18 protein-coding genes and 1 pseudogene are annotated in these 20,552 nt (G+C 70.4%); 11 read left to right on the top strand and 8 right to left on the bottom strand.

Features of this window, described 5'->3' with window-relative positions; translation table 11 throughout:
* The first annotated feature begins 107 nt into the window (after positions 1 to 107).
* The gene (locus AB0M62_RS33955) at positions 108 to 605 is read left to right on the top strand and encodes a nuclear transport factor 2 family protein (protein ID WP_366078187.1); all 498 of its coding nucleotides are present in this window, start codon (positions 108 to 110) and stop codon (positions 603 to 605) included.
* Positions 606 to 748: 143 nt separating this feature from the next.
* Here AB0M62_RS33955 and AB0M62_RS33950 read toward each other — a convergent pair.
* Positions 749 to 1,625, bottom strand: a pseudogene (locus AB0M62_RS33950) (hypothetical protein).
* Positions 1,626 to 1,772: 147 nt separating this feature from the next.
* Here AB0M62_RS33950 and AB0M62_RS33945 point away from each other — a divergent pair.
* Entirely contained in the window at positions 1,773 to 2,666 is an 894-nt protein-coding gene (locus AB0M62_RS33945; protein ID WP_366078186.1) for an alpha/beta fold hydrolase, read from the top strand.
* Here AB0M62_RS33945 and soxR read toward each other — a convergent pair.
* A complete protein-coding gene (soxR, locus tag AB0M62_RS33940) occupies positions 2,653 to 3,108 on the bottom strand; it encodes a redox-sensitive transcriptional activator SoxR (protein ID WP_366078185.1) in 456 nt (151 codons plus the stop codon). The two genes, AB0M62_RS33945 and soxR, sit on opposite strands and share 14 nt — an antisense overlap.
* Before the next feature lie 51 nt (positions 3,109 to 3,159).
* On the opposite strand from soxR, the gene AB0M62_RS33935 reads away from it, so the two are divergent.
* The 4 genes from AB0M62_RS33935 to AB0M62_RS33920 all read left to right on the top strand — a co-directional run bounded on the left by AB0M62_RS33935 (position 3,160) and on the right by AB0M62_RS33920 (position 6,310).
* Entirely contained in the window at positions 3,160 to 3,795 is a 636-nt protein-coding gene (locus AB0M62_RS33935) for a DsbA family oxidoreductase (protein WP_366078184.1), read from the top strand.
* A 113-nt stretch (positions 3,796 to 3,908) separates the two neighbouring features.
* On the top strand, positions 3,909 to 4,040 hold the full coding sequence (locus AB0M62_RS33930; RefSeq protein ID WP_366078183.1) for a hypothetical protein: 132 nt from the start codon (positions 3,909 to 3,911) through the stop codon (positions 4,038 to 4,040).
* 63 nt (positions 4,041 to 4,103) lie between these two features.
* A complete protein-coding gene (locus tag AB0M62_RS33925) occupies positions 4,104 to 5,375 on the top strand; it encodes an MFS transporter (protein WP_366078182.1) in 1,272 nt (423 codons plus the stop codon).
* 122 nt (positions 5,376 to 5,497) lie between these two features.
* Positions 5,498 to 6,310 (top strand): ATP-binding protein, encoded by an 813-nt coding sequence (locus AB0M62_RS33920; RefSeq protein ID WP_366078181.1) that lies wholly within the window; start codon positions 5,498 to 5,500, stop codon positions 6,308 to 6,310.
* A gap of 105 nt (positions 6,311 to 6,415) precedes the next feature.
* Here the strand turns inward: AB0M62_RS33920 and AB0M62_RS33915 are convergent, their stop codons facing one another.
* Both AB0M62_RS33915 and AB0M62_RS33910 read right to left on the bottom strand, forming a co-directional pair.
* Entirely contained in the window at positions 6,416 to 7,270 is an 855-nt protein-coding gene (locus AB0M62_RS33915) for an NAD(P)H-binding protein (protein ID WP_366078180.1), read from the bottom strand.
* A gap of 36 nt (positions 7,271 to 7,306) precedes the next feature.
* Entirely contained in the window at positions 7,307 to 8,257 is a 951-nt protein-coding gene (locus AB0M62_RS33910; protein WP_366078179.1) for a ScbA/BarX family gamma-butyrolactone biosynthesis protein, read from the bottom strand.
* Positions 8,258 to 8,425: 168 nt separating this feature from the next.
* Here AB0M62_RS33910 and AB0M62_RS33905 point away from each other — a divergent pair, with 168 nt between their 5' ends.
* On the top strand, positions 8,426 to 9,073 hold the full coding sequence (locus AB0M62_RS33905; RefSeq protein ID WP_366078178.1) for a ScbR family autoregulator-binding transcription factor: 648 nt from the start codon (positions 8,426 to 8,428) through the stop codon (positions 9,071 to 9,073).
* A gap of 66 nt (positions 9,074 to 9,139) precedes the next feature.
* Here the strand turns inward: AB0M62_RS33905 and AB0M62_RS33900 are convergent, their stop codons facing one another.
* Positions 9,140 to 9,904, bottom strand: a complete 765-nt coding sequence (locus tag AB0M62_RS33900; protein WP_366078177.1) for an SDR family oxidoreductase — start codon at positions 9,902 to 9,904, stop codon at positions 9,140 to 9,142.
* A 168-nt stretch (positions 9,905 to 10,072) separates the two neighbouring features.
* Here AB0M62_RS33900 and recQ point away from each other — a divergent pair, with 168 nt between their 5' ends.
* A complete protein-coding gene (gene recQ, locus AB0M62_RS33895; RefSeq protein ID WP_366078176.1) occupies positions 10,073 to 12,061 on the top strand; it encodes a DNA helicase RecQ in 1,989 nt (662 codons plus the stop codon).
* Positions 12,062 to 12,148: 87 nt separating this feature from the next.
* Here recQ and AB0M62_RS33890 read toward each other — a convergent pair whose 3' ends face one another.
* The 3 genes from AB0M62_RS33890 to AB0M62_RS33880 all read right to left on the bottom strand — a co-directional run bounded on the left by AB0M62_RS33890 (position 12,149) and on the right by AB0M62_RS33880 (position 17,390).
* On the bottom strand, positions 12,149 to 13,720 hold the full coding sequence (locus tag AB0M62_RS33890) for a von Willebrand factor type A domain-containing protein (RefSeq protein WP_366078175.1): 1,572 nt from the start codon (positions 13,718 to 13,720) through the stop codon (positions 12,149 to 12,151).
* A gap of 116 nt (positions 13,721 to 13,836) precedes the next feature.
* On the bottom strand, positions 13,837 to 14,691 hold the full coding sequence (locus AB0M62_RS33885; protein ID WP_366078174.1) for an ABC transporter permease: 855 nt from the start codon (positions 14,689 to 14,691) through the stop codon (positions 13,837 to 13,839).
* Positions 14,688 to 17,390, bottom strand: coding sequence for an alpha/beta fold hydrolase (locus AB0M62_RS33880; protein ID WP_366078173.1), 2,703 nt, complete (start codon positions 17,388 to 17,390; stop codon positions 14,688 to 14,690). The genes AB0M62_RS33885 and AB0M62_RS33880 overlap by 4 nt, the downstream gene beginning before the upstream one ends.
* Positions 17,391 to 17,522: 132 nt before the next feature.
* Between AB0M62_RS33880 and AB0M62_RS33875 the strand changes: the two genes are divergently transcribed.
* The 3 genes from AB0M62_RS33875 to AB0M62_RS33865 all read left to right on the top strand — a co-directional run bounded on the left by AB0M62_RS33875 (position 17,523) and on the right by AB0M62_RS33865 (position 20,445).
* A complete protein-coding gene (locus AB0M62_RS33875; RefSeq protein ID WP_366078172.1) occupies positions 17,523 to 17,918 on the top strand; it encodes a GNAT family N-acetyltransferase in 396 nt (131 codons plus the stop codon).
* 173 nt (positions 17,919 to 18,091) lie between these two features.
* Positions 18,092 to 19,297, top strand: coding sequence for a S8 family peptidase (locus tag AB0M62_RS33870; RefSeq protein WP_366078171.1), 1,206 nt, complete (start codon positions 18,092 to 18,094; stop codon positions 19,295 to 19,297).
* A gap of 245 nt (positions 19,298 to 19,542) precedes the next feature.
* On the top strand, positions 19,543 to 20,445 hold the full coding sequence (locus AB0M62_RS33865) for a hypothetical protein (RefSeq protein ID WP_366078170.1): 903 nt from the start codon (positions 19,543 to 19,545) through the stop codon (positions 20,443 to 20,445).
* Positions 20,446 to 20,552: the final 107 nt, after the last annotated feature.

Here is a 20,552-nt window from a genome sequence, read left to right as displayed (position 1 = left end):
CACCCGGATGGCCGACCAACTCGACACCGCCATCGAACAAAACGGCAAAGGCGACCTGGCCGCCCTCCTGACCGGAAACGACACCTGGACCGTCACGGGAGCTCACCATGTCGTCGACCGATGACGAGATCGCAGCCCTGCGTGCCCGGCTCGAAGAACTGACCGACCGCGCCGAGCTCAGAGACCTGTTCGACCGGTACGTCGTCTCACTCGACCTGATCGGCGAACGCGAGTATGACGACGACTGGTTCCGTACCGTCTTCACCGACGACGCCCTGTTCACCTTCCCCATCGGGGACCACAAGGGAATCGAGGGCTTCGCGGCCTTCCAGCGAGAGGCCAGGGCGCGCTGGGCGCGCACCCACCACATCACCGCCAACCATGTCGTCGACATCGACGGCGACCGGGCCGTGATCCGTGCCCACCAGTTCGCCACGCATGTGCATCCGGGCTCCGCGCCCCTCGGCTCGCACTTCGACGTCGGCGGGTATTACGAGGTGGGGGCGGTGCGCACCGGCAGGGGCTGGCGGTTCGACGACGTGGCCTTCCACGTCGTCTGGGCCGCCGGAGAGCCGCTGCCGTCGATGGCTCATGTGACGTACTGAAGGGGAGAGCCTCATGGACACCGATCGTCAGGCCCGCCGGCCCGCGGGAACGGAGACCGGCGTGCCGATCCGCACTTTGGTGCGGCGGCGCGTCGTCTGGGGCCTTCGACTCCACCGACGCACGGCCCCGGGCCGTACTGCTGTCAGTCCGCCGTGGACGGCGCCAGTTCCGCGGGGAAGGCGCCCGCGGCCGCAGCCGTCGCGGTGAAGGCCCCGACCAGCTCGGTGAGGCGCGCGACACCCGCGGCGCCCAGGTGCTCGTACGGGGCGCCGTCGAGCCGGTCCGTCTCCTCCTCCAACTGCTCGCGCACCAGCACACCCTGCGCGCTCAGCCGGCCGTCGGCGTCCATCAGACCTCGTGCACGCAGTCGCTCCTCGGCAGCGGCCCAGTCCTCCGCGGTCCAGCCGTGCCGCTCCATGACGAACTCCTTCGGGAGACCGTCACTGCTGGCGGAGTGGGACACGAGCGCGTCGAGCCCGACGATCCCGGCGGTGGTCAGCGCCGTGACGTGTCCGTCGCCGCGGTACTCACGCAGCAGCGTGGCCGCGTGCCACAGGGCGAGATGCGGCGCGTGCGGCACGGGGTGGTCGGCGTGCGCCGCGTACATCGGCCGCCCGCGCAGCACGCATGCTTCGAGGGCCCGTACGGCCAGTTTCCGCGGCCTCGGTCATATCCGCGGAGGTGAGCGCCGCGTCTCCCAGGAACCGGCGCAGTACGGCATCGGCTGCCCTCAGCCGCAGGGCGACCACGGCGGCAGGGGCCACCAGTGTCCAGAGCCGCGGGAGGTGGCGGGCGATCAGTTCGTGATTGAGGCCGTTGAACGCGGCGGCGACCGGACCGGCGCCGACCGCGCCCCACGGTGCGGCCCGGCCTGCGAGATACACCGCCGTGGGGTCCTCGACACCGTGAGCAGCGAGTTCCATCCCGAAGTCCGGGGCGAAGTAGATCGTGGCGTGCAGCGAGTTGAGCTCGTCCAGACAGCGCCGGCCCGCGCCCTTGGGCAGTGGAGTCACGTCCATGTCCGCGACGCTACCCACGAGGGTGTCAGGGCTTCAGGGAAGTTCTCACAAGAATGTAGAGATGAATGTCCACGCAATGTCAACCCGTCCTGGGGCCGCCGGCCCTGCCTCGGAAGGGCCTTCGCAGCCCGGGGAGCGACTGATCGCATGACCGAGTTGCCGAGTACGAAACCTCCACAGGTGCGAGAGATCACCCTCGATGCGGACGGTATCCCGCTGTCCGGACTGCTCGCCGAACCCCTGCACGGTCCGCCCCGGGCCGTGGTTGTCGCCGTGCACGGCGGCGGAATGCGCGCCGGCTACTTCGACAGCCGGGCGCGTCCGGGGCTGTCCTTGTTGCAACTCGGGGCCGAGCTCGGCTACACCGTGCTGGCCGTGGACCGTCCCGGCTACGGGCGGTCCGCCGCCCATGTGCCGGCCGGCCAGCTGCTTGCCGACCAGTCCGTGACGCTGCACGCCGCCCTGGCCGACTTCGCCCGTCGCCACCCGCTCGGCGCGGGCTATTTCCTGGTGGCCCACTCCAACGGCGGCAAGCTCGCCCTGGCGGCCGCCGCCGACGAGGGCGGCGACAGCCTGCTGGGACTGGACATCTCCGGCCTCGGCCTGGCCTATGCCGTCGACCTGCCGCAGCTTCCCGGCGCGAACGTACGCGGGGAGTGGCGACGGCATTGGGGCGCGCTGCGGCTCTACCCGCCGGGCGCCTTCCAGCAGGGCCGCGCCCTCGTCGCGCCCGTTCCCCCGCTGGAGGCCGCCGAGCTGCCGCTGTGGCCGGCGCTGTACCCCGGCATCGCTGCCCGGGTGCGCGTCCCGGTGCGCTTCACCTTCGCGGAGCAGGAACAGTGGTGGCGCCACGACGACGAGGCCCTGGACGCTCTGGTCGGCCTGCTGGCCGCGCCGAAGGTGACGATCGCCAGGCAGCCGGACGCCGGACACAACATCAGTCTCGGCTGGGCCGCCCGTACATACCACTTCCGGGCCATGGCGTTCCTGGAGGAGTGCCTGCTGGCGCGCGACGCCGCGGTTCCCGTCAGGACTCCATGAGCCGCCGTGCCCCGGGGCCCTGATCCGCAAGTACGTCTTCGGGATTGGCCAGTGCGCACTTGCTGATGGACATACAGCCGCAGCCGATGCACTCGCTGAGCTGGTCCCGCAGGCGTTCGAGGTGCCGGATGCGTGCGTCGAGGTCTTGGCGCCAGTGCTGGGAGATGCAGGCCCAGTCCTCCCGGGTGGGCGTGCGGTCCTCGGGCAGCAGGCCGAGGGCGTGGCGCACGGTCGCGAGGGGGATGCCGACCGCCTGCGAGGCTCGGACGAACGCGACGCGGCGCAGGGTGTCACGGGTGTAACGGCGCTGATTTCCGGCGGTGCGGCGGCTGCTGATGAGCCCCTCGCGCTCGTAGAAACGCAGCGCGGAGGCCGGTACTCCGCTGCGTGCGGACAGTTCTCCGACGGTGATTTCCGGGACTGCCGATGGCCTCTCAGACATACCAGCACACTAGCTTGACTTAAACCTCTGTTTAAGTTGGAGGGTTGAATCATGGACCTGAACACACGCGCTCCACGCACCGTCGAGTTCGTTCTCGACCTCATCTGCGTCCACTCGTACATCGCCTTCGTGCGCTTCTCCCGGGCTGTCGCGCGCTACCGCGACGCCGGTGGCGTGGCCGACATCGTCTTCCGTCCCTTCCAGATCGCCCCTGACGCACCCGCGACCGGCCGGCCCCTGTTCGAGGTGCACAAGGCGGCCTTCGGCGAGAATCAGGCCCGCGCCATCGCGCAGGACACCTCCTTCGGCGCCGAGGACGGCCTGCGGGTGGACTTCGAGCGCGCCGTCCACACCAATACCTTTGAGGCACACCGACTCGTTGCCGTCGCCGCTGCCCAGGGCCTCGGCGAGGCCATGACGGAGCGCCTCTTCCGCGCCTACATGACCGACGGCCTGAACATCGGCGACCCCGGTACCCTCGCGCGCCTGGCCGCCCAGGTCGGAGTCGAACCGAGCGAAGACGGCGCGTCCGCCGTGCATGCCGAACTGGACCGGATGCGCCGCCTCGGCATCACGTCGGTGCCCCTCCTCCTCTTCGACAACGGAACGGCCTTCTCCGGCTCACAGCCGGAGGCCGTCTACCTCAAGGCACTCGCCACGCCCCCTGTCCCCGTCACCCGGAGCTGACCGCCCCACCAGTCCGCATCCGGGTCAAGCGGGTGTGCCCCAGCAACCTGGGCACACCTGCTTCCGTTTTCCGTACCGACCGAGGACCGCACTTCCGGAAAGGGCACACATCGATGACACACGCCACGCTCGACCGTGAAACCGTCCTGCTCCGCGACGCCGCAGAGGCGGCACCGCCGGTCCTTCTCGCGGGAGAGGACGACGAAGGCGCTGCCGATCCGCACATCGTCCGCGGTATCGACTGAGACAGCACACCGGCCCAAGGAGCCCGACATGACCAGGCACCACGACCGGCAGCAGGACGGCCGGTGAAGACGCTCAAGCGGATGTTCGAGGCTCTGACGGTACGCAACTTCCGGCTCTTCGCCGTGGGCCAGCTGTTGTCCGTGACCTGTACGTGGATGATGTTCATCGCGCAGGACTGGATGGTGCTTTCCCTGTCCGGGGACTCCGCGACCGCACTCGGCCTGGTGACCGCACTGCAGTTCACGCCGATGCTGCTGCTCACCCTCCTCGGAGGGCGGCTGGCGGACCGGTACGACAAGCGCGGGCTCCTCGTCGCGGCGAACCTCGCCTCCGGAGTGCTCTCACTGCTGCTGGCCTTGATCACCTTCGCCGGTGGTGTGCAGCTTTGGCACCTCTATCTTTTCGCGGCTGGGCTGGGCACCGTGAACGCCGTGGAGGCCCCCACCCGGATGTCGTTCGTCAGCGAGATGGTGGGCTCCGAGCTGCTGCCGAACGCCTCCGCCCTGAGTGCCGCGTACTTCAACGCCGCCCGGGTCGTCGGTCCCGCCCTGGCCGGACTGCTCATCAGCCGGTTCGACACCGGACCGGTGATCCTGCTCAACGCGGTCAGTTACCTGGCCAGTGTCGTCGCTCTGCTCCTGATGAATCCCGGCGCACTGCACCGCGCCTCCGAACGCCCGGGCAATACCGGGGTACTCGACGGACTGCACTATCTGCGGAGCAGGTCCGACCTGATGCTGCCGATCACCCTGGTGGGCGTCGTCGGCATGCTCGGCTTCAACTTCCAGCTGACGCTGCCCCTGCTGGCGAAGACGGTCTTCCACGCCGAAGCGTCCTCGTTCGGGCTGCTTGCCAGCGCGCTTGCCGCGGGATCGCTGCTCGCGGCCTTCGCCACCACGGCCCGCCGGTCGCGGCCGTCCGCCGCCGTGGTCATCGGAGCCGCTCTCGCCTTCGGGGTGCTGGAGACCGTCTCGGGTCTGGCCCCGACGTTCACCGCGGCGCTGTTCCTCATGGCCGGCACCGGATTCGCCTCGATCTACTTCGCCCAGGCGGCGAACCACCGGATTCAGCTCGGGACCGATCCGGCGTACCGGGGCCGGGTCATGGCCCTGTACACGGTGATCCTGCAGGGCTCGACCCCTGCCGGAGCAATGATCGTCGGCTGGCTGGGCGAACGCTGGGGAGCCCGCTCCGGGCTCTACGTCGGGGGCCTGGCCACCCTGGCCGCGGCGTTGGCGGCGCTGGCCTGGCACCTCCGTCATCCGGACGGCCGGGAGCCGTCCTCCAAGGACACCCCGACGTCGCGACGGACCGCGTCCAGGGCCTCGGAATGAGCCACAGGCAGCCGCGCGGGCGGTGAAGTCCGCCGTTCGAACCCATCGTTCGCCCACAACCCATTGAAAACCGCCATCCCGGTTTGTTACTGTCTCCTTCCCCGCACCGAGGAGTAGGACAGTTGAGCGCCACTTCTGCACCCGCACATCAGCACGGCATGGCATGGCTGGAGGCCGTCGTGGGTGACGGCTACCCGGACGGCTTCACAGCGACACTGCAGGAAGGCCTCAACCGCTCCCGGTACAGCCGCACCCGGCGACCGACCGGCCCCGACGACGCTTCGGACGCCCCCCTTTCCCGTACCGCGTCCGGTTCCGACCACGGCGACCGCGTCTGGTCGGAGCGACGCAGACTGGCCCGTGAGGTCCACGACGAGCTGGGCACCGCCCTCTCCACCGCGGCGCGCCGGATCGAACTGCACGCCATCGAGACCGCGGAGACCCCGCACCTCGACGCCGCCCGGCAGGCGATCCAGGAAGCCGTCGACATCACCCGCAGGCTGACCGGCGGCCTGCAGGAGCAGACCGTGCTCCCGCCCCTGATGCAGGTGCTGCAGGAGTTCGCCGCCGCCGCGTCGCCGGATTCCACGGTGGTCCAATGCACGACCACCGGGGACGAGCGCCTGCTGTCGGACGTCTGCCGCCGGGAACTGTTCCTGGCGGTACGGGAAGCCCTGTGGAACAGCTTCCGCCACGCCCGCGCCGGGCAGGTGACGGTCGCCCTGCGCTTCACGCGTCGCTGGGCGCACGCGGGCATCACCGACGACGGGGTCGGCTTCGACGCCGCCGATCTGCTCACCCCCGGCTACCGCACGCCGGGCCTGCGGTCGATGACCGACCGGATCGACGACCTCGGCGGGCGCCTCACGATAGCGAGCACGCCGGGCGCCGGTACCCGGGTCGACGTCCATCTTCCGCTGCGCCCGCGGAACTAGAAACCGGCTGCATCGACCCGAAGCCCCGACGTACGACGCGACGTACGAGAGGAGCCTTGCCGGAAACTCCGGCAAGGCTCCTCTCACAACTCACGGACCCGCCCCTCACGCCGCGACCGGTCGGAACGCTCCCGCGTGGTCGGCGGCCCAGGTGCGGAACGGCCTGGCCGGCCTCCCGGTCAGCTCCAGGACCGTAGGCACCACACCCGCCTTCGCACCCGCCCGCTGCCGCTCCGCGCTCTCGAGGAAGGCCTCGGCCACAGGCCGCGGGTAACGCCCGAACAGGTGGTCACGGGCTCGGTCCAGACCCAGTTCCTCGAAGCGCAGGGGCCGTCCGAGCACTTCCGAGAGCTGGGCCGTCTGCTGCTCCGCAGTGATCGGTTCCGGGCCGGACAAGGCGTACGCGGTTTCCTCGTGGCCGGGCTCGGTGAGAACCCTGACGGCGACCTCCGCGATGTCACGCGGGTCGACGCAGGCGACGGGTGACGTTCCGTACAGGGCCCGTACGACGCCCTCGGAGTGGATGCCCGGGGCCCAGGACAGCGTGTTGGACATGAAGGTCCTGGCGCGCAGGAAAGTCCACGGAACCCCGGACTCCCTGATGGCCTGCTCGTTCTCACGCTGCCGCCGGGTGATGAAGTCGTCCGCCCCCGGCTCCTCCACAGCCATCATGGACAGCTTGACCAGATGCCGGACGCCGGCTGCCTTCGCGGCAGCGGCGAAGCGCTCGTCGTCCGGCTCGGCAGGACTGTTCGTCACCAGGAAAGCCGCCCCGACTCCCCGCAGTGCCCGGTCGAGGGAGGAGCGATCTCCGTACTCCCCCGCGACGATGTCGACCGCGGGACCCGTCACGGACACCCGCTCGGGTCGCCGGGCCAGAATGCGCAGTGGTCCGGCGCCGGCCAGCAGGCCGGCGACCTCGCGGCCCACTGCCCCGGTCGCACCGGTCACAAGGATCATTGAGTGCCCTTCCTCGAAAGCTCTGGCTCCGCGCGCTCAGCCGGTGAAAGCGGGGCTCGTCAGGGTGGTGAAGAAGACCAGGTTTCCATCCTGATGGCCCGTCACCTGCGTCGTCGTCATGCCCGGTACTCCGCTCGGCTTGACGGTGGCCTGGATCCAGCAGGGTCTGTTGAACTCCGCGTACCGGTGGAAGCGGGTGCCGCCCGCCACCGGCACGAACGGGACCGGCCCGGCCACCAGGCAGGCGGCCTGCCTGGCCGCTTCGAGCAGGAGCATTCCCGGCACATGGTCGTTGGGGCGCTGGAAAAGGGTCGAGTGCCTGGTATCCACCCGCAGTTGCCAGACGTTCTCCTGCAAGCTCTCCGACAGGACCACGTCCTCGCCGCGGCCGCGGCCGCGGCCCGCCCGTGCCGGGGAGACGGGCGTGGTCACCGGTATCGAAGTGCCGGGGAACGCGAAGTCGCCGCGCATCCGCCGGTACACCTGCGGGCTGGTGAACCGCGTCGCTCCGGCGCCCGTGGCGACGAGCCGCCCGGCGCGGCGTACGGTCCAGTCGACCTGGCCCTGAACGGGCTGCCCGCCTCGCCACTTGAGCTCGGAGCACACCACCTCGACATCGATCTCCGCCGGGGCGTCTCCCACCCTCAGGTGATCCATATGGCAGGTGTAGTCAAGGTTGGCCATCAAAAAGTGGTAGCCCAGCGGAACGCCGTACCCCGCGTGGAAGGCCAGCATCGCGGCCTGGCGCATGGTCTCGGCGATGAGGAGCGGATCGTGCCGGTCCCCGTGCACCGGCGCGAAGAACGGATGGTCGTGCGGGAGCACCGCGGCGACGGAGAATCGGTCCCGGCTCTTGCGTATCCAGCTGCGCGGAAAGGCGTCCTCGGCTTTGGTGCGATGGACCATTTCCATCGGTACCGGATGCGCGGTTTGCGACTCCGGATTGGCCATGGGCGCGGGGTTGAACAAAACTGCTGCTTCGGGCATAACTCCCCCCCAGGGGTCATGTGATGGCGAGCTGTTCCTGCGGTGCGCGCGCACTGATAAGATACAGACTAAGCGGTTTTTTTTCTATCCCCTATGAGGGCGGACTCGAACGTTCATCCGCCCGACAGCTCGGCGACGAAGCCGGCATGGCGCAATGAAGGAGGCAGGATGGCCAAGCAGGACAGGGCGATCCGTACCCGCCGGACGATCCTGAAGGCAGCGGCCCAGGTCTTCGAGAAGCAGGGCTACCAGGCGGCCACCATCACGGAGATCCTCAAGGTGGCGGGTGTGACCAAGGGCGCCCTGTACTTCCACTTCCAGTCCAAGGAAGAGCTGGCGCTGGGGGTGTTCGACGCCCAGGAGCCCCCGCAGGCGGTTCCCGCCAATCCCCTCAAGCTCCAGGAGCTCGTCGACATCGGCATGGTGTTCAGCCACCAGCTGCGCACGAGCCTGCTGACTCGCGCCGGTGTCCGTCTCTCCATGGACCAGCAGGCGCAAGGCCTCGACCGCAGCGGCCCGTTCCTGCGGTGGCAGGAGACGACGCTGGATCTGCTGACCCGGGCCAAGGAGAACGGGGAGCTGCTGCCTCACGTGAATCCCGCCGAATCGGCCGATCTCTATGTGAGCGCGTTCGCCGGAGTCCAGGTGGTGTCCCAGACACTCACCGACTACAAGGACCTGGAGCATCGCTACTCCTCGCTTCAGAGGCACATCCTGCCCAGCATCGCGGTCCCCTCCGTGCTGGCCGCGCTGGACCTCTCCCTGGAGCGGGGGGCCCGCCTCGCCGCCGAACTCGGCCCCGAGCCGGAGGACTGACCAGGCCGGGACTACCCGCCGGGTCTGCGCAGGGCATGCCCGCCCTGCGCACACGGGCTCCGTTCGTCAGAGCCCCGTGCCGCCCGTGGCGTCGATGTACTGGCCGGTGATCCAGCGCGAGTCGTCGGAGGCCAGGAAGGCCACGATGTCCGCGACGTCGGCCGGCTGCCCGGTCCGGCCGAAGACGGAGTACGCGGCCAGGGCCGCCGCCGCTTCGGGTGTCTCGCGGCGCCTTGCGTTCATGTCCGTCTCCACGAAGCCGGGCGCCACCGCGTTCACAGTGATCCCACGGCCCCCCACCTCCTTGGCGACGGCGAGCGTGAGCGTGTCGACCGCGCCCTTGGTCATCGCGTATGTGACGGACTCCGGGAACGCGATCCGGGTGGCGGCCGACGAGATGTTGATGATCCGTCCGCCGTCGCGCATCCGCTTCAGTCCCTGCTGGATGAGAAACAGCGGCGCCTTGACGTTGATGGCGAACAGCCGGTCGAAGACCTCCGGCGTGGCCTCGTCGATCCGCCCGGAGCCGCTGGCGCCCGCGTTGTTGACGAGAATGTCGAGCACGGGCGGCTCCCCCTCGTCGGCCATGCCCGCGTCGAACGCCGTGTACAGCGCCTCCACATCGCCGGGCACCCCGAGTTCCGCGCCCACGGAGAAGGCCCTTCCTCCGTCCTTCCTGATCCGCTCGACGACCTCCCGCGCGGCCGGTCCTCTCGTTCCGTAGTGGACGGCGACCAGAGCACCGTCCTGCGCCAGCCTCTGGGCCACCCCTCGCCCGATACCCCGGCTCGCCCCGGTCACCAGGGCGGTCTTCCCCTCAAGAGCACGCATACATGGCCCCCCACATGCGTATCGGCCCGGTGGTCCGCCAGGCCGTTCGATTCGTCGTTGCCACGATACATATCGGCCACCGCGCGCCACATCGGGAACCGGGCGTGACGTCGGTCGCGTCGTCCGCGCGGCGGTCGGGAAGCCGTGGCGGCCTCGTAGAATCGTCGGATGAGCGCCCCAGACCTCGACACCGTTCCTGAGGCGAGTGATGCGCTGCGCGTGCTGCACCGCGTCTTCGGCTACGACTCCTTCCGCGGCAGCCAGCAGGAGATCATCGACCACGTGGTCGGCGGGGGCGACGCACTCGTCCTGATGCCGACCGGCGGCGGCAAGTCGCTCTGCTACCAGATCCCCGCGCTCGTGCGGAAAGGGGTCGGCGTCGTCGTCTCGCCGCTCATCGCCTTGATGCAGGACCAGGTGGACGCCCTGCGGGCGCTCGGCGTGCGTGCGGGCTTCCTCAACTCCACGCAGGACCTCGACGAGCGGCGGCTAGTCGAGACCGAATTCCTCGCCGGCGAACTGGACCTGCTCTACCTCGCACCGGAGCGGCTGCGCGTCGAGTCGACGGTACGGCTGCTGGAGCGCGGCACGATCTCGCTGTTCGCCATCGACGAGGCACACTGCGTGGCCCAGTGGGGGCACGACTTCCGGCCCGACTACCTCGCCCTGTCCGCGCTGCACGAGCGCTGGCCCGACGTGCCGCGCATCGCGCTCACAGCGACCGCCACCGAGGCCACGCACGCGGAGATCGCCTCGCGGCTCAAACTCCAGGATGCCCGCCACTTCGTGGCGAGCTTCGACCGGCCCAACATCCAGTACCGCATCGAGTCGAAGGACGACCCCAAGCGGCAGCTGCTGCATCTCCTGCGCACCGAGCACCCGGGGGACGCCGGCATCGTCTACTGCCTGTCGCGGTCGTCGGTGGAGAAGACCGCCGAGTTCCTGGTGAAACAGGGGATCGAAGCACTGCCGTACCACGCGGGGCTCGACGCCCGGACGAGGGCCGTCCACCAGGCGCGCTTCCTGCGGGAGGACGGATTGGTGATGGTCGCCACGATCGCCTTCGGCATGGGCATCGACAAGCCCGATGTGCGGTTCGTGGCCCATCTCGACCTGCCGAAGTCCGTGGAGGGGTACTACCAGGAGACCGGGCGGGCGGGCCGCGACGGAATGCCGTCGACGGCGTGGCTGGCCTACGGCCTCCAGGACGTCGTACAGCAACGGAAGATGATCGGCAGCTCGGAGGGCGACGACGCGCACCGGCGCCGGCTCTCCGCGCATGTCGACGCCATGCTCGCGCTCTGCGAGACGGTGGAGTGCCGGCGTGTGCAGTTGCTGGCCTACTTCGGGCAGGAGAGCGGCGCGTGCGGGAACTGCGACACGTGCCTGACACCGCCGGAGTCCTGGGACGGCACGGTCGCCGCGCAAAAGCTGCTGTCGACCGTCGTACGGCTGAAGCGCGAGCGCGGCCAGAAGTTCGGGGCGGGCCAGATCGCCGACATCCTGCTGGGCCGCAAGACGGCCAAGGTCATCCAGTTCGACCATGACGCACTGAGCGTCTTCGGCATCGGCACGGAGCTGCGCGAGGCAGAATGGCGGGGTGTGGTACGGCAGTTGCTGGCGCAGGGACTCATCGCCGTGGAGGGCGAGTACGGCACGCTGGTGCTGACCGACGCGAGCGGTGAGGTACTGGGCGGGCAGCGCATGGTCGCCCTTCGGCGCGAACCCGAGAAGCCGGCGCGGGTCGCGAAGACCGCCCCCAGACGGGGCGCGGCCGCCCCCGTCGATCTGCCGGCCGAGGCCCTGCCGGTGTTCGAGGCGCTCAGGACATGGCGGGCCGCCACGGCGAAGGAGCAGGGCGTACCGGCGTACGTCATCTTCCACGACGCGACGCTGCGCGAGGTCGCGCTCACCGCGCCGTCGAGCCTCGCGGAGCTCGGCACAGTGAGCGGGGTCGGCGAGAACAAGCTGGCCAAGTACGGACAGCAGGTCCTGGCCACGCTGGGGACGGCTGCTGCCGGGACGCCGCAGCCGGAGACCCCGGCCGGAGAGCCGACGGCTCCCCGGCCGGCGCTGGCCGGGGAGCCGTCGGGGGAACTTCCCGAGGCGCCGCCGTGGGACACCTCCGAGGAGCCCCCGGAAGACCTGTCCTGGTAACGGGCAGGTGCCCGTTGCCTGTCCCCGTCCTGAAGGCGGCCGACCACGCCCGGTCCGGCGTGACCACGGGCGGGGTGGGCCAGGGGCTCACTCCTGGAGGCGGTTCGCCTGGCTCACCGCCGTTGACAGTTGGCGCACCGCGTCGTCCTCCGTACGCGCCGCCAGGTCCGCGGCGTGGTCCGCAAGTTCCGCCAGAGGGAGCGCGCCCGGCATTGGCTTCCAGGTGCCGGCCGGTTCGCGCAGCGCCGATGCCAGGTACGCCGCTACCGCGGTGACCTGCAGGCGCGGGTTCGCGTTCGCCCACAGGCGGCCGGCGAGCGCGCCCGACTCGACCTGGCCCGACTGCTCGTGCGGCGCGCGGGTCTGCGGATCGAGCCAGCGGACGGTCGCGGTCGCCACATGCCCGGCGGCGCCCGGCCTCGTCCGTACCGCGTAGAGCGCCGTGACCGTGTGGCCCGGGCCGACCTCGCCGCCGTCGACCCGGTCGTCGCGGAAGTCTTCGTCGGCGACCCTGCGGTTGTCGTAACCGATCAGCCGGAACTGTTCGACGGTCTGCGGGTCGAAGGCGACCTGCGCCTTGGCGTCCCGGGCGCGCAGTCCGACGTTGGCGGGCAGCTGCTCGCAGAAGACCTTCCGGGCCCCCTCGTCGTCGGAGACGTATGTGGTGTGGCCGTCGCCCCGGTCGGCCAGCCGTTCCATCAGCGCATCGCCGTACTCACTGCCGACGCCCACGCCGAAGAGCGTGATGCCGTGCTCGCGGCGGGCGTCCTCGATCCGCTCGAGAATCGCGTCGGCCGAGGTCTCACCGGTGTTGGCGAGCGCGTCGGAGAGCAGCACGACACGGTTCGTCGCACCCGGGCGCCGGCCTTCGACCGCCACGTCGTATCCCCTGCGCACGCCCGCCTCCACATTGGTGGAGTCGGTGGGCGCGAGCCCGTCGACGACCTCGTGGACGCGGCGGCGGTTGCCGTCCAGGCGGGTCATCGGCAGCCGGGTCTCGGCCCGGTCGCTGAAGGTGACCAGGGCGATCGAGTCGTCCGCGCGCAGTTGGCCGGTCATGATGCCCATCGACCGCTTGACGAGGTCGAGACGCCCCGGTTCGGCCATGGAGCCGGAGATGTCGACGACGAAGGTGAGCGCGGCGGGCGGGCGTTCACCGCTCGGGGAGGAGCGGGTGGCCAGGCCGACGCGCACGAGGGACCAGTTGTCGTCGTTCGTACGGGCTCCGTCGACCGTCACGGAGAAGCCGTTGCCGTCCGGCTGCGGGTAGTTCTGCCGGAAGCTGTTGACGAACTCCTCCGGCCGTACGGTCTCCGGCGCCGGCAGCCGGCCCTCCGCCAGGGTGCGGCGGGCGAAGCCGTACGAGGCGGTGTCGACGTCCAGCGCGAAGGTGGAGAGGTAGTCCGGGGGCGGGGCCGGGTCCTTGCGGCCGCTGTCCTCGCCCTGGGCGGCGCCCTCGGTGGACCCTTCGGTGGATCCCTGTGTGGCTCCCCGGGCAGAGCCCTGGGCCGGCGGCGGGACGGGCCCGTCCGCCGCCCGCCGGCCGTCGCCGCTGAGGTCCCTCGTGGAACCGCCACCTCCGCCGCACCCCGTGAGCAGGAGACCGCCCGCCAGCAGCCCGGCCAGCGCTCCTCTGTACGTCCTTGCCCAGCGTTTCACTTCGGCCCCCTCGGATCGTCAGCACTTGTGAATGTGACGGCCGAGACGGCGAGAAGGAGCAGTCGAAGGAGTTGCGGATGAATCTCAATGCGGCAACGGCGTACGGAAGGTCGAGTTCAGGACACGATGTCCTTGCGGGCGAATCCCCGGAAGGCGAGCGCGAACAGCACCAGCGCGTACGTCACCGAAATTGCCGCGCCCTTGACCATTCCGCCCCACTCCAGCTGCGGTTGCAGTGCATCAGCCCAGGCGAACTGCCAGTGCGCGGGGAGGAATTCGCGCCACGAGCCGAGGGCGGTCACCGCGTCCAGTACGTTGCCCACGATCGTGAGGCCCACCGCTCCGCCGACCGCGCCCAGGGGCGCGTCCGTCTTGGTCGAAAGCCAGAACGCCAGTGCGGCGGTGACCAGTTGGGAGATGAAGATGAACGCGACGGCGAGCGCGAGCCGGGGCACCGTGTCGCCCGCCGCCAGCGCGCCGCCCGTGGGCAGCTTCAGCGGTCCCCAGCCGTACGCGACCGTGCCCGCAGCGAGCGCGACCACCGGCAACAGCACCATCGCCGCCAGGCTGAACCCGAGTGCGACCGTCAGCTTCGAGGCCAGCAGCCGGGCCCGCGGAACGGGTGCGGCGAGCAGATAGCGCAGGGAGGACCAGCTCGCCTCGGACGCCACCGTGTCGCCGCAGAACAACGCGACCGGCACCACCAGCAGGAAGCCGGCCGAGACGAAGAGGCAGGTGGCGGCGAAGTTGGCGCCGGACGCGGTGGCGGTGTCGATCAGCGTGACGCGCTCGTTCCCCCGGCCGTCCGGCGTCCCGCCGATCGCGAACGCCGCGATCAGGATGAAGGGCAGCGCGGCCAGCACGGCCACCATCACCAGGGTCCGGCGCCTGCGCCACTGCCGCATCGCCTCGACGCGCAGCGGGAGGGTGCGGCGGGGGCGGTACCCGGGGGCCGCGGTCAACGTGCTCATGCGGAGCCTCCGATCAGGGTGAGGAACGCGTCCTCGAGGCGCCGGTGCGGCCCGACACCGGTCAGCGGAACGTCCAGGCGGACGAGTTCGGCGATCAGCTCACTCGCGGTGGCGCCGTCGAGGCGTACGAGGAGGCCCTCGTCCGTCCGTACCGCCGAGCCGACGCCTTCCAGCGCCGCGGTCTTCTCCGCCAGCACCTCGGTGACCTCCCCCGCCACGGTGACGAGCAGTGTGTCGCCGCCGCCGGTGATCTCGGCGACCGGGCCGGCCTGCACCAGCCGGCCGCGGTCCATGACCACCAGGTGCGTGCAGGTCTGCTCGACCTCGGCAAGGAGATGGCTGGAGACGATGACGGTCCGTCCCCCGGAGGCGTACCGGATCATCACGTCCCGCATCTCGCGGATCTGTGGCGGATCGAGACCGTTGGTCGGTTCGTCGAGGATCAGCAGGTCCGGCAGCCCCAGCATGGCCTGGGCGATGGCGAGCCGCTGCCGCATGCCCTGGGAGTACGTACGCACGGCCCGCTCCAGCGCGTCGCCGAGCCCGGCGATCTCCAGGGCTTCCGTCATGTGCGAGTCCTCGGCGGGGCGGCCGGTGGCCTGCCAGTAGAGCTCCAGGTTGGCCCGGCCGGAGAGGTGCGGCAGGAAGCCCGCGCCCTCGACGAAGGAGCCGACCCGGGAGAGGACGGGCGCCCCGGGGCGGATCGCGTGTCCGAAGACCCGGATCTCGCCGCTGTCGGGGGTGATCAGGCCCATCAGCATGCGCAGGGTGGTGGTCTTGCCGGCGCCGTTGGGACCGAGCAGTCCGAGCACGTGCCCCTGCTCGACCCGGAAGGAGAGGTCGCGTACGGCGTACCGGTCGGCCGACTTGGCGTACCGCTTGGTCAGGTCCGTGATCTGCAGCGGTACGTCTGCCAGGGCGGGTTCTGGCGCCGGGGCCGTCGTGCGGCGCCGGGCGGTCAGCAACAGACCGGCCGCCAGGGCCGCCGCGATGAGCGGCAGTCCCCAGGTCCACCAGGGCAGCCCGGCGGCGGCGGTCCTCACCCCGTCGGCGGCGGGCACGGCGAGCGGGCTCTCGACGGAGACGGTGTACGTAGCGGGGGCGGCGGGTGACGCGTAGCCGAGGTCGGTCGCGGAGAGGACGAGCCGCAGACGGTGGCCCGCCTCCACCCCGTGGTCGACGGCCGGGAGGGTCAGTTCGACGGTCCTGCCGCCGTCTCCGGCCTTGGCTCCGGTGATCCGCACCGGCGCGACGAGCTGGGCGGGGAGCACCTGCTGTCGCCCGTCCGGCGCCACGTCGTACACCTTGCCGAACAGCACCGCGGACCCGTCCGCAGCCGTGGACCCGACCTTGACCTTCACGGTCGGCGAGCCGGTGATGCGCAGGTCGGCGGCGAGCGGGGCGGAGTCGAAGCGCGCGTACTGGCCGGGGAAGTCGAGGGAGAGCCCGACTCCGAGGGAGGAGAACTGCGAGAGCCCGCCGCCGATGCCGGGGAGGGCCGAGATCGCGGGTGGCGTGGCTCCGGCCGGGTTGCCGAAGGTCTGCTTCCGGCCGCTCAGTGCGAACGTCCGGTCGCCACTGTCCAGACCGGGGTAGCTGCCGCCGGTCGCGCCCCGCAGCTGGGCGGCGCCGTTGGTGGAGTCCACACCTCCGGTCCGGGTGACGCGGAAGGCCGGTCCGGTGTCGACGCTCTCGTCCTGTTTGAGATGGCGGTCGAACCAGGTGGAGATCCGGCTCTCGACCCGTGCGGTCTCACGGTCTCCGCCGTCGTGGCCGCCGGCGATCCAGTCGACGGCGACGGGGGCGCCGTTGGCCCGGATCGCCTTCGCCATGGCGTCGGCCTGGCCGAGCGGGAAGAGGGAGTCGGACTGGCCCTGCACGATGAGAGCGGGGGTCCTGATCCGGTCGCCGACGGCGGACGGACTGCGCCGCTCCAGGACTTCACGGGCGGCCGCGTCGGGCTGTCCGGCGACGGCGACCCTTTCGTACATCTCGCACAGCTTCTTCTCGAACCGCCCGCAGCCGGTGTTCGCCGGGTCGGCGGGGCGGGCCGGCTCGCCCGGACCGGCCAGGCCGTTCGTGCCCTCCGCCGAGCCGGTGGTGAAGAACACACCGGCCCACAGCTTCTTGAAGACACCGCCCGGGAAGAGAGAGTCGGCCAGGTTCCAGTAGGTGATCTGCGGGGCGATCGCGTCGACCCGCCGGTCGTGTCCGGCGGCAAGCAGCGAGACCGCTCCGCCGTACGAGGAGCCGGTGACGCCCACGCGTGGGTCGCCGTCCGCGTCGAGCTCGACCTCGGGGCGCGCCGCGAGCCAGTCGACCAGCCTCGACACGTCCTTGACCTCGTGGTCCGGGTCGTTGATGCCGATTCGTCCGCCGGACTTGCCGAAGCCCCGCGCGGACCAGGTGAGTACGGCGTATCCGTCGCGCGCCAGGTTTTCCGCCTGCGCTCTGACGTCGTCCTTGCTGCCGCCGAAGCCGTGGCCGATCAGTACGGCGGGCCGTCGGCCGGAACCCCCGGCCGTGAAGTACGACGTGTCGATCCCCGCGCCCGGCATGGCCATCACCCGGTCCACGCGCTGCACGGCGGGTTCGCCGTCGGACGCGGCGGCGGTCCAGGTGCCGGCTCCCGCGAGGACGGCGAGGGCAGCCGCACCGGCGAGGATGCGCCTGCGGCGACGGGGAAGTCGGAAGTCCATGACCAAACCCTAAGCGCCCTTTCCCTCGGCCTAAGCTGCCGCCAGGCGGAGGCCCAGGCCTCCTCCAGGAGTACACGAGCCGTCCGGCGTACAGCAGACGCGGTACATCCCCGCCCCGGAGAGGGACCTCTTGTGGAGATCCGACGCGCGACCACCGCGGCCGAGCTCAAGACCGCGCGGCATCTGTTCGACGGACCCGTACAGGATGCCTGGGCCGAGCGCTTCCTCGCCTCCCCCGGGCATTTGATGCTCATTGCGTACGTCGGCGGGTTCCCGGCCGGCATGCTCTCGGGCATCGAGATGAGCCGCCCGGACAAGGGTCCGGAGATGTGCCTCTACGAGCTGGGGGTGGACGAGGCGTACAGGCGGCGCGGCATCGGCCACGCACTCACCCAAGCGGTTCGCCCTGCTCAGCTGGCCATTCGAGGAATCCGGTCCGGAAGCCGCCGAGGAGTCCGCCCGGTTGCCCGGCCCCGACTCCTGACCACCCGTCACGGGCGGGAGTATATGCGGGCAAGAGCCACATAACGCCCTGCACGGCCGCCCTGGGGTCCACTGTTCGATTGGCTGGAACCCAGCGGTAACGACATCTTGTGCGCCTCGTCACCGCACGAGACCCTTTCCTGCACTTCAGCACCACCTCCGCCACTCCGCACCACGGCAACCTGAACGTGCCCGAGATCCGGTCAACGAAAGGTCAGGTGCACGAGATGAGATTCACTGCCCGCCGCATCGGGACGCTGATACCCGCAGTCCTCGTCGCGGCCGGTCTCCAGTTCGCCGGTACGACGTCCGCCCAGGGCGCTCCGACCGGCGATCTCCGTCTCGCCCCCACTGCAATCGCCGTACAGAACAGCTGGATCGTCGTCCTCAAGGACGGCACGACGACCGCCACCACCACCGCCCTCGCCGACCGCTCCGGCGGCTCGGTCGACCACATCTTCCGCAGCGCCCTCAAGGGCTTCTCCGCCAAGATGTCCAAAGCACAGGCGGCCGACCTCGCCACCGACCCGCGGGTCGCGTACGTCGAGCAGGACTCCGTGGTCAGGATGAACGACACGCAGCCCAACGCCACTTGGGGCATCGACCGTACCGACCAGCGCAATCTGCCGCTGTCCGGCACCTACACGTACAACACCGCCGCGTCGAACGTCTCCGCGTACATCATCGACACGGGTATCCGCACCTCGCACAGCGAGTTCGGCGGCCGTGCCAGGCTCGGCACGGACACGGTCGGCGACGGCCAGAACGGCAACGACTGCCAGGGCCACGGCACGCATGTCGCGGGCACGGTCGGCGGCAAGACGTACGGCGTCGCCAAGGGCGCCAAGCTCGTCGCGGTCCGCGTGCTCAACTGCCAGGGCTCCGGCACCAACGCCGGGGTCATCGCGGGCGTGGACTGGGTGACGGCCAACGCCGTCAAGCCCGCCGTCGCCAACATGAGCCTGGGCGGCGGCGCCAACGCCACCCTCGACGCCGCGGTGAAGCGGTCCATCGCCTCGGGCGTCAGCTACTCCGTCGCGGCGGGCAACGGCAACATCCTCGGCTGGCCCGCCAACGCGTGCAACTACTCCCCCGCCCGCGTCGCCGAAGCCATCACGGTCGGCGCCACGGACAGCAGCGACCGCCGGGCGTCGTTCTCGAACTACGGCACCTGCCTCGACGTGTTCGCGCCGGGGGTGAACGTCACGTCCGCCTGGAAGGACAACGACACCGCCACCAACACCATCTCCGGCACCTCGATGGCAGCCCCGCACACGGCGGGCGTCGCGGCGCTGTACCTGGCGAACAACCCGTCGGCGAGCCCGGCCCAGGTCAGGGACGCACTGGTGAACAACGCGACGAGCGGCAAGGTCCAGGACCCGCGCACCGGATCCCCGAACAAGCTCCTGCACTCGCTCTTCTGACCGGAGCAGGCCGAACCACTTGAGGGCAGGGCGGGCCCGGGTGCACCGCACCCGGGCCCGCCCGTTTCTCCCGAGTGGCGCTCGGCCCGGAGGCCACGGCTCGCCCGTCCACCGCCCTCGACTGTCAAGTCCCGAAAAGCAGCGGCATGACGCGAATCTCCTGGAAGGGTGAACTTGGGACATGGGCTCACGCAGAGCAGGTGTGGCCCACCCGCCCCCTTATTTTGTCATTGGAGAAAACGCCCATGTCCCGAACCTCCCCGACCCAGCGTCTTGTGATGCTCACGGCCTCCAGCGCCCTGGTCGCAGGAGGCGCACTGCTGCCCTCCAGTGCGTTCGCAGCCCCGGTGACGCCGGCCGGCCACCACGTAAGCGCGATCACGGCCGACCGGATCCTGCCGCTGGACCCGGGCACACCGGACCCGGTGCGCGAGGCGCTGGAGCGGGCGATCACGAAGACCGACGCGTTCGGCTCCGCCGAGGTCGGCATCACTACCGAGACGGCGACCGAGCGTCCCGTAGCAATGGAGGGCACCTACTCCTGGGGCGACGGGCAGGCCATGGACATGGAGATGGACGCGGAGGCGGCGGGTATGCAGGACCTGGTGTCCGACGGGACCGTCCGGTGCCTCCTCGTCGACAAGGCGTACCACTACGAAGTCGATCCGCAGCCGGACGGCCCGCTCAAGGGCAAGCACTGGATGAAGATCGACGCATCGGCCGTGTTCGGTGAGAAGGGCGCTTCGGCGCTCTCCGGAAGCGGCATGGACGACCTGCGCATCATCGGGCTCTCCGACGACGTGAAGAACGTCGGCAAGGAGACCGTGCTCGGCAAGGAGACCACGCACTACAAGGGCGTGATCTCCAAGGACGACCTGGGAGCGGCCAAGGACCTGCTCGCGCCGGAGGACAAGAACTCGCTCATGCACGAGTTCACCGGAGGCGTCGAGGAGACCACGGTCGAGGTCTGGCTGGACGACAACGACCTTCCCGTCCGGATCAAGCAGCAGCTGGGTTCGGCCACCTTCACCACGGACTTCGAGAAGTTCGGCGCGACCAAGCCCATCGAGGCCCCGCCGGCCGCCGACACCGCGGACATGACCGACGAGGTCAAGGCGGCCACGTCCGGGTCCGGCCCGCAGATCTGACCCGCCGCGTCGGCCCGTACCCAAGTGGTACGGGGCCGCCGCCCCCCACCCCGCCCCCCCCACCCCCAGGGGGGCCGCCCCCCCGGCTGGACGCCCCGCCCGCGGGA

Origin of the sequence: Streptomyces sp. NPDC051219 (genome assembly GCF_040682335.1) — a bacterium.
In the GTDB taxonomy this organism is placed as follows: Bacteria; Actinomycetota; Actinomycetes; order Streptomycetales; family Streptomycetaceae; genus Streptomyces.
The sequence above is the reverse complement of the archived record's forward strand: the minus strand, read 5'-3'. Positions and strand labels throughout refer to the sequence as shown.

What these genes read in the sequence shown, in the direction of transcription:
- recQ (WP_366078176.1), top strand. Translation starts at nt 10,073, where the DNA reads ATGAGCGCCCCAGACCTCGACACCGTTCCTGAGGCGAGTGATGCGCTG.
- AB0M62_RS33910 (WP_366078179.1), bottom strand. Translation starts at nt 8,257, where the DNA reads ATGCCCGAAGCAGCAGTTTTGTTCAACCCCGCGCCCATGGCCAATCCG.
- AB0M62_RS33905 (WP_366078178.1), top strand. Translation starts at nt 8,426, where the DNA reads ATGGCCAAGCAGGACAGGGCGATCCGTACCCGCCGGACGATCCTGAAG.
- AB0M62_RS33935 (WP_366078184.1), top strand. Translation starts at nt 3,160, where the DNA reads ATGGACCTGAACACACGCGCTCCACGCACCGTCGAGTTCGTTCTCGAC.
- AB0M62_RS33880 (WP_366078173.1), bottom strand. Translation starts at nt 17,390, where the DNA reads ATGGACTTCCGACTTCCCCGTCGCCGCAGGCGCATCCTCGCCGGTGCG.
- AB0M62_RS33945 (WP_366078186.1), top strand. Translation starts at nt 1,773, where the DNA reads ATGACCGAGTTGCCGAGTACGAAACCTCCACAGGTGCGAGAGATCACC.
- soxR (WP_366078185.1), bottom strand. Translation starts at nt 3,108, where the DNA reads ATGTCTGAGAGGCCATCGGCAGTCCCGGAAATCACCGTCGGAGAACTG.
- AB0M62_RS33915 (WP_366078180.1), bottom strand. Translation starts at nt 7,270, where the DNA reads ATGATCCTTGTGACCGGTGCGACCGGGGCAGTGGGCCGCGAGGTCGCC.
- AB0M62_RS33955 (WP_366078187.1), top strand. Translation starts at nt 108, where the DNA reads ATGTCGTCGACCGATGACGAGATCGCAGCCCTGCGTGCCCGGCTCGAA.
- AB0M62_RS33900 (WP_366078177.1), bottom strand. Translation starts at nt 9,904, where the DNA reads ATGCGTGCTCTTGAGGGGAAGACCGCCCTGGTGACCGGGGCGAGCCGG.
- AB0M62_RS33930 (WP_366078183.1), top strand. Translation starts at nt 3,909, where the DNA reads ATGACACACGCCACGCTCGACCGTGAAACCGTCCTGCTCCGCGACGCC.
- AB0M62_RS33865 (WP_366078170.1), top strand. Translation starts at nt 19,543, where the DNA reads ATGTCCCGAACCTCCCCGACCCAGCGTCTTGTGATGCTCACGGCCTCC.
- AB0M62_RS33885 (WP_366078174.1), bottom strand. Translation starts at nt 14,691, where the DNA reads ATGAGCACGTTGACCGCGGCCCCCGGGTACCGCCCCCGCCGCACCCTC.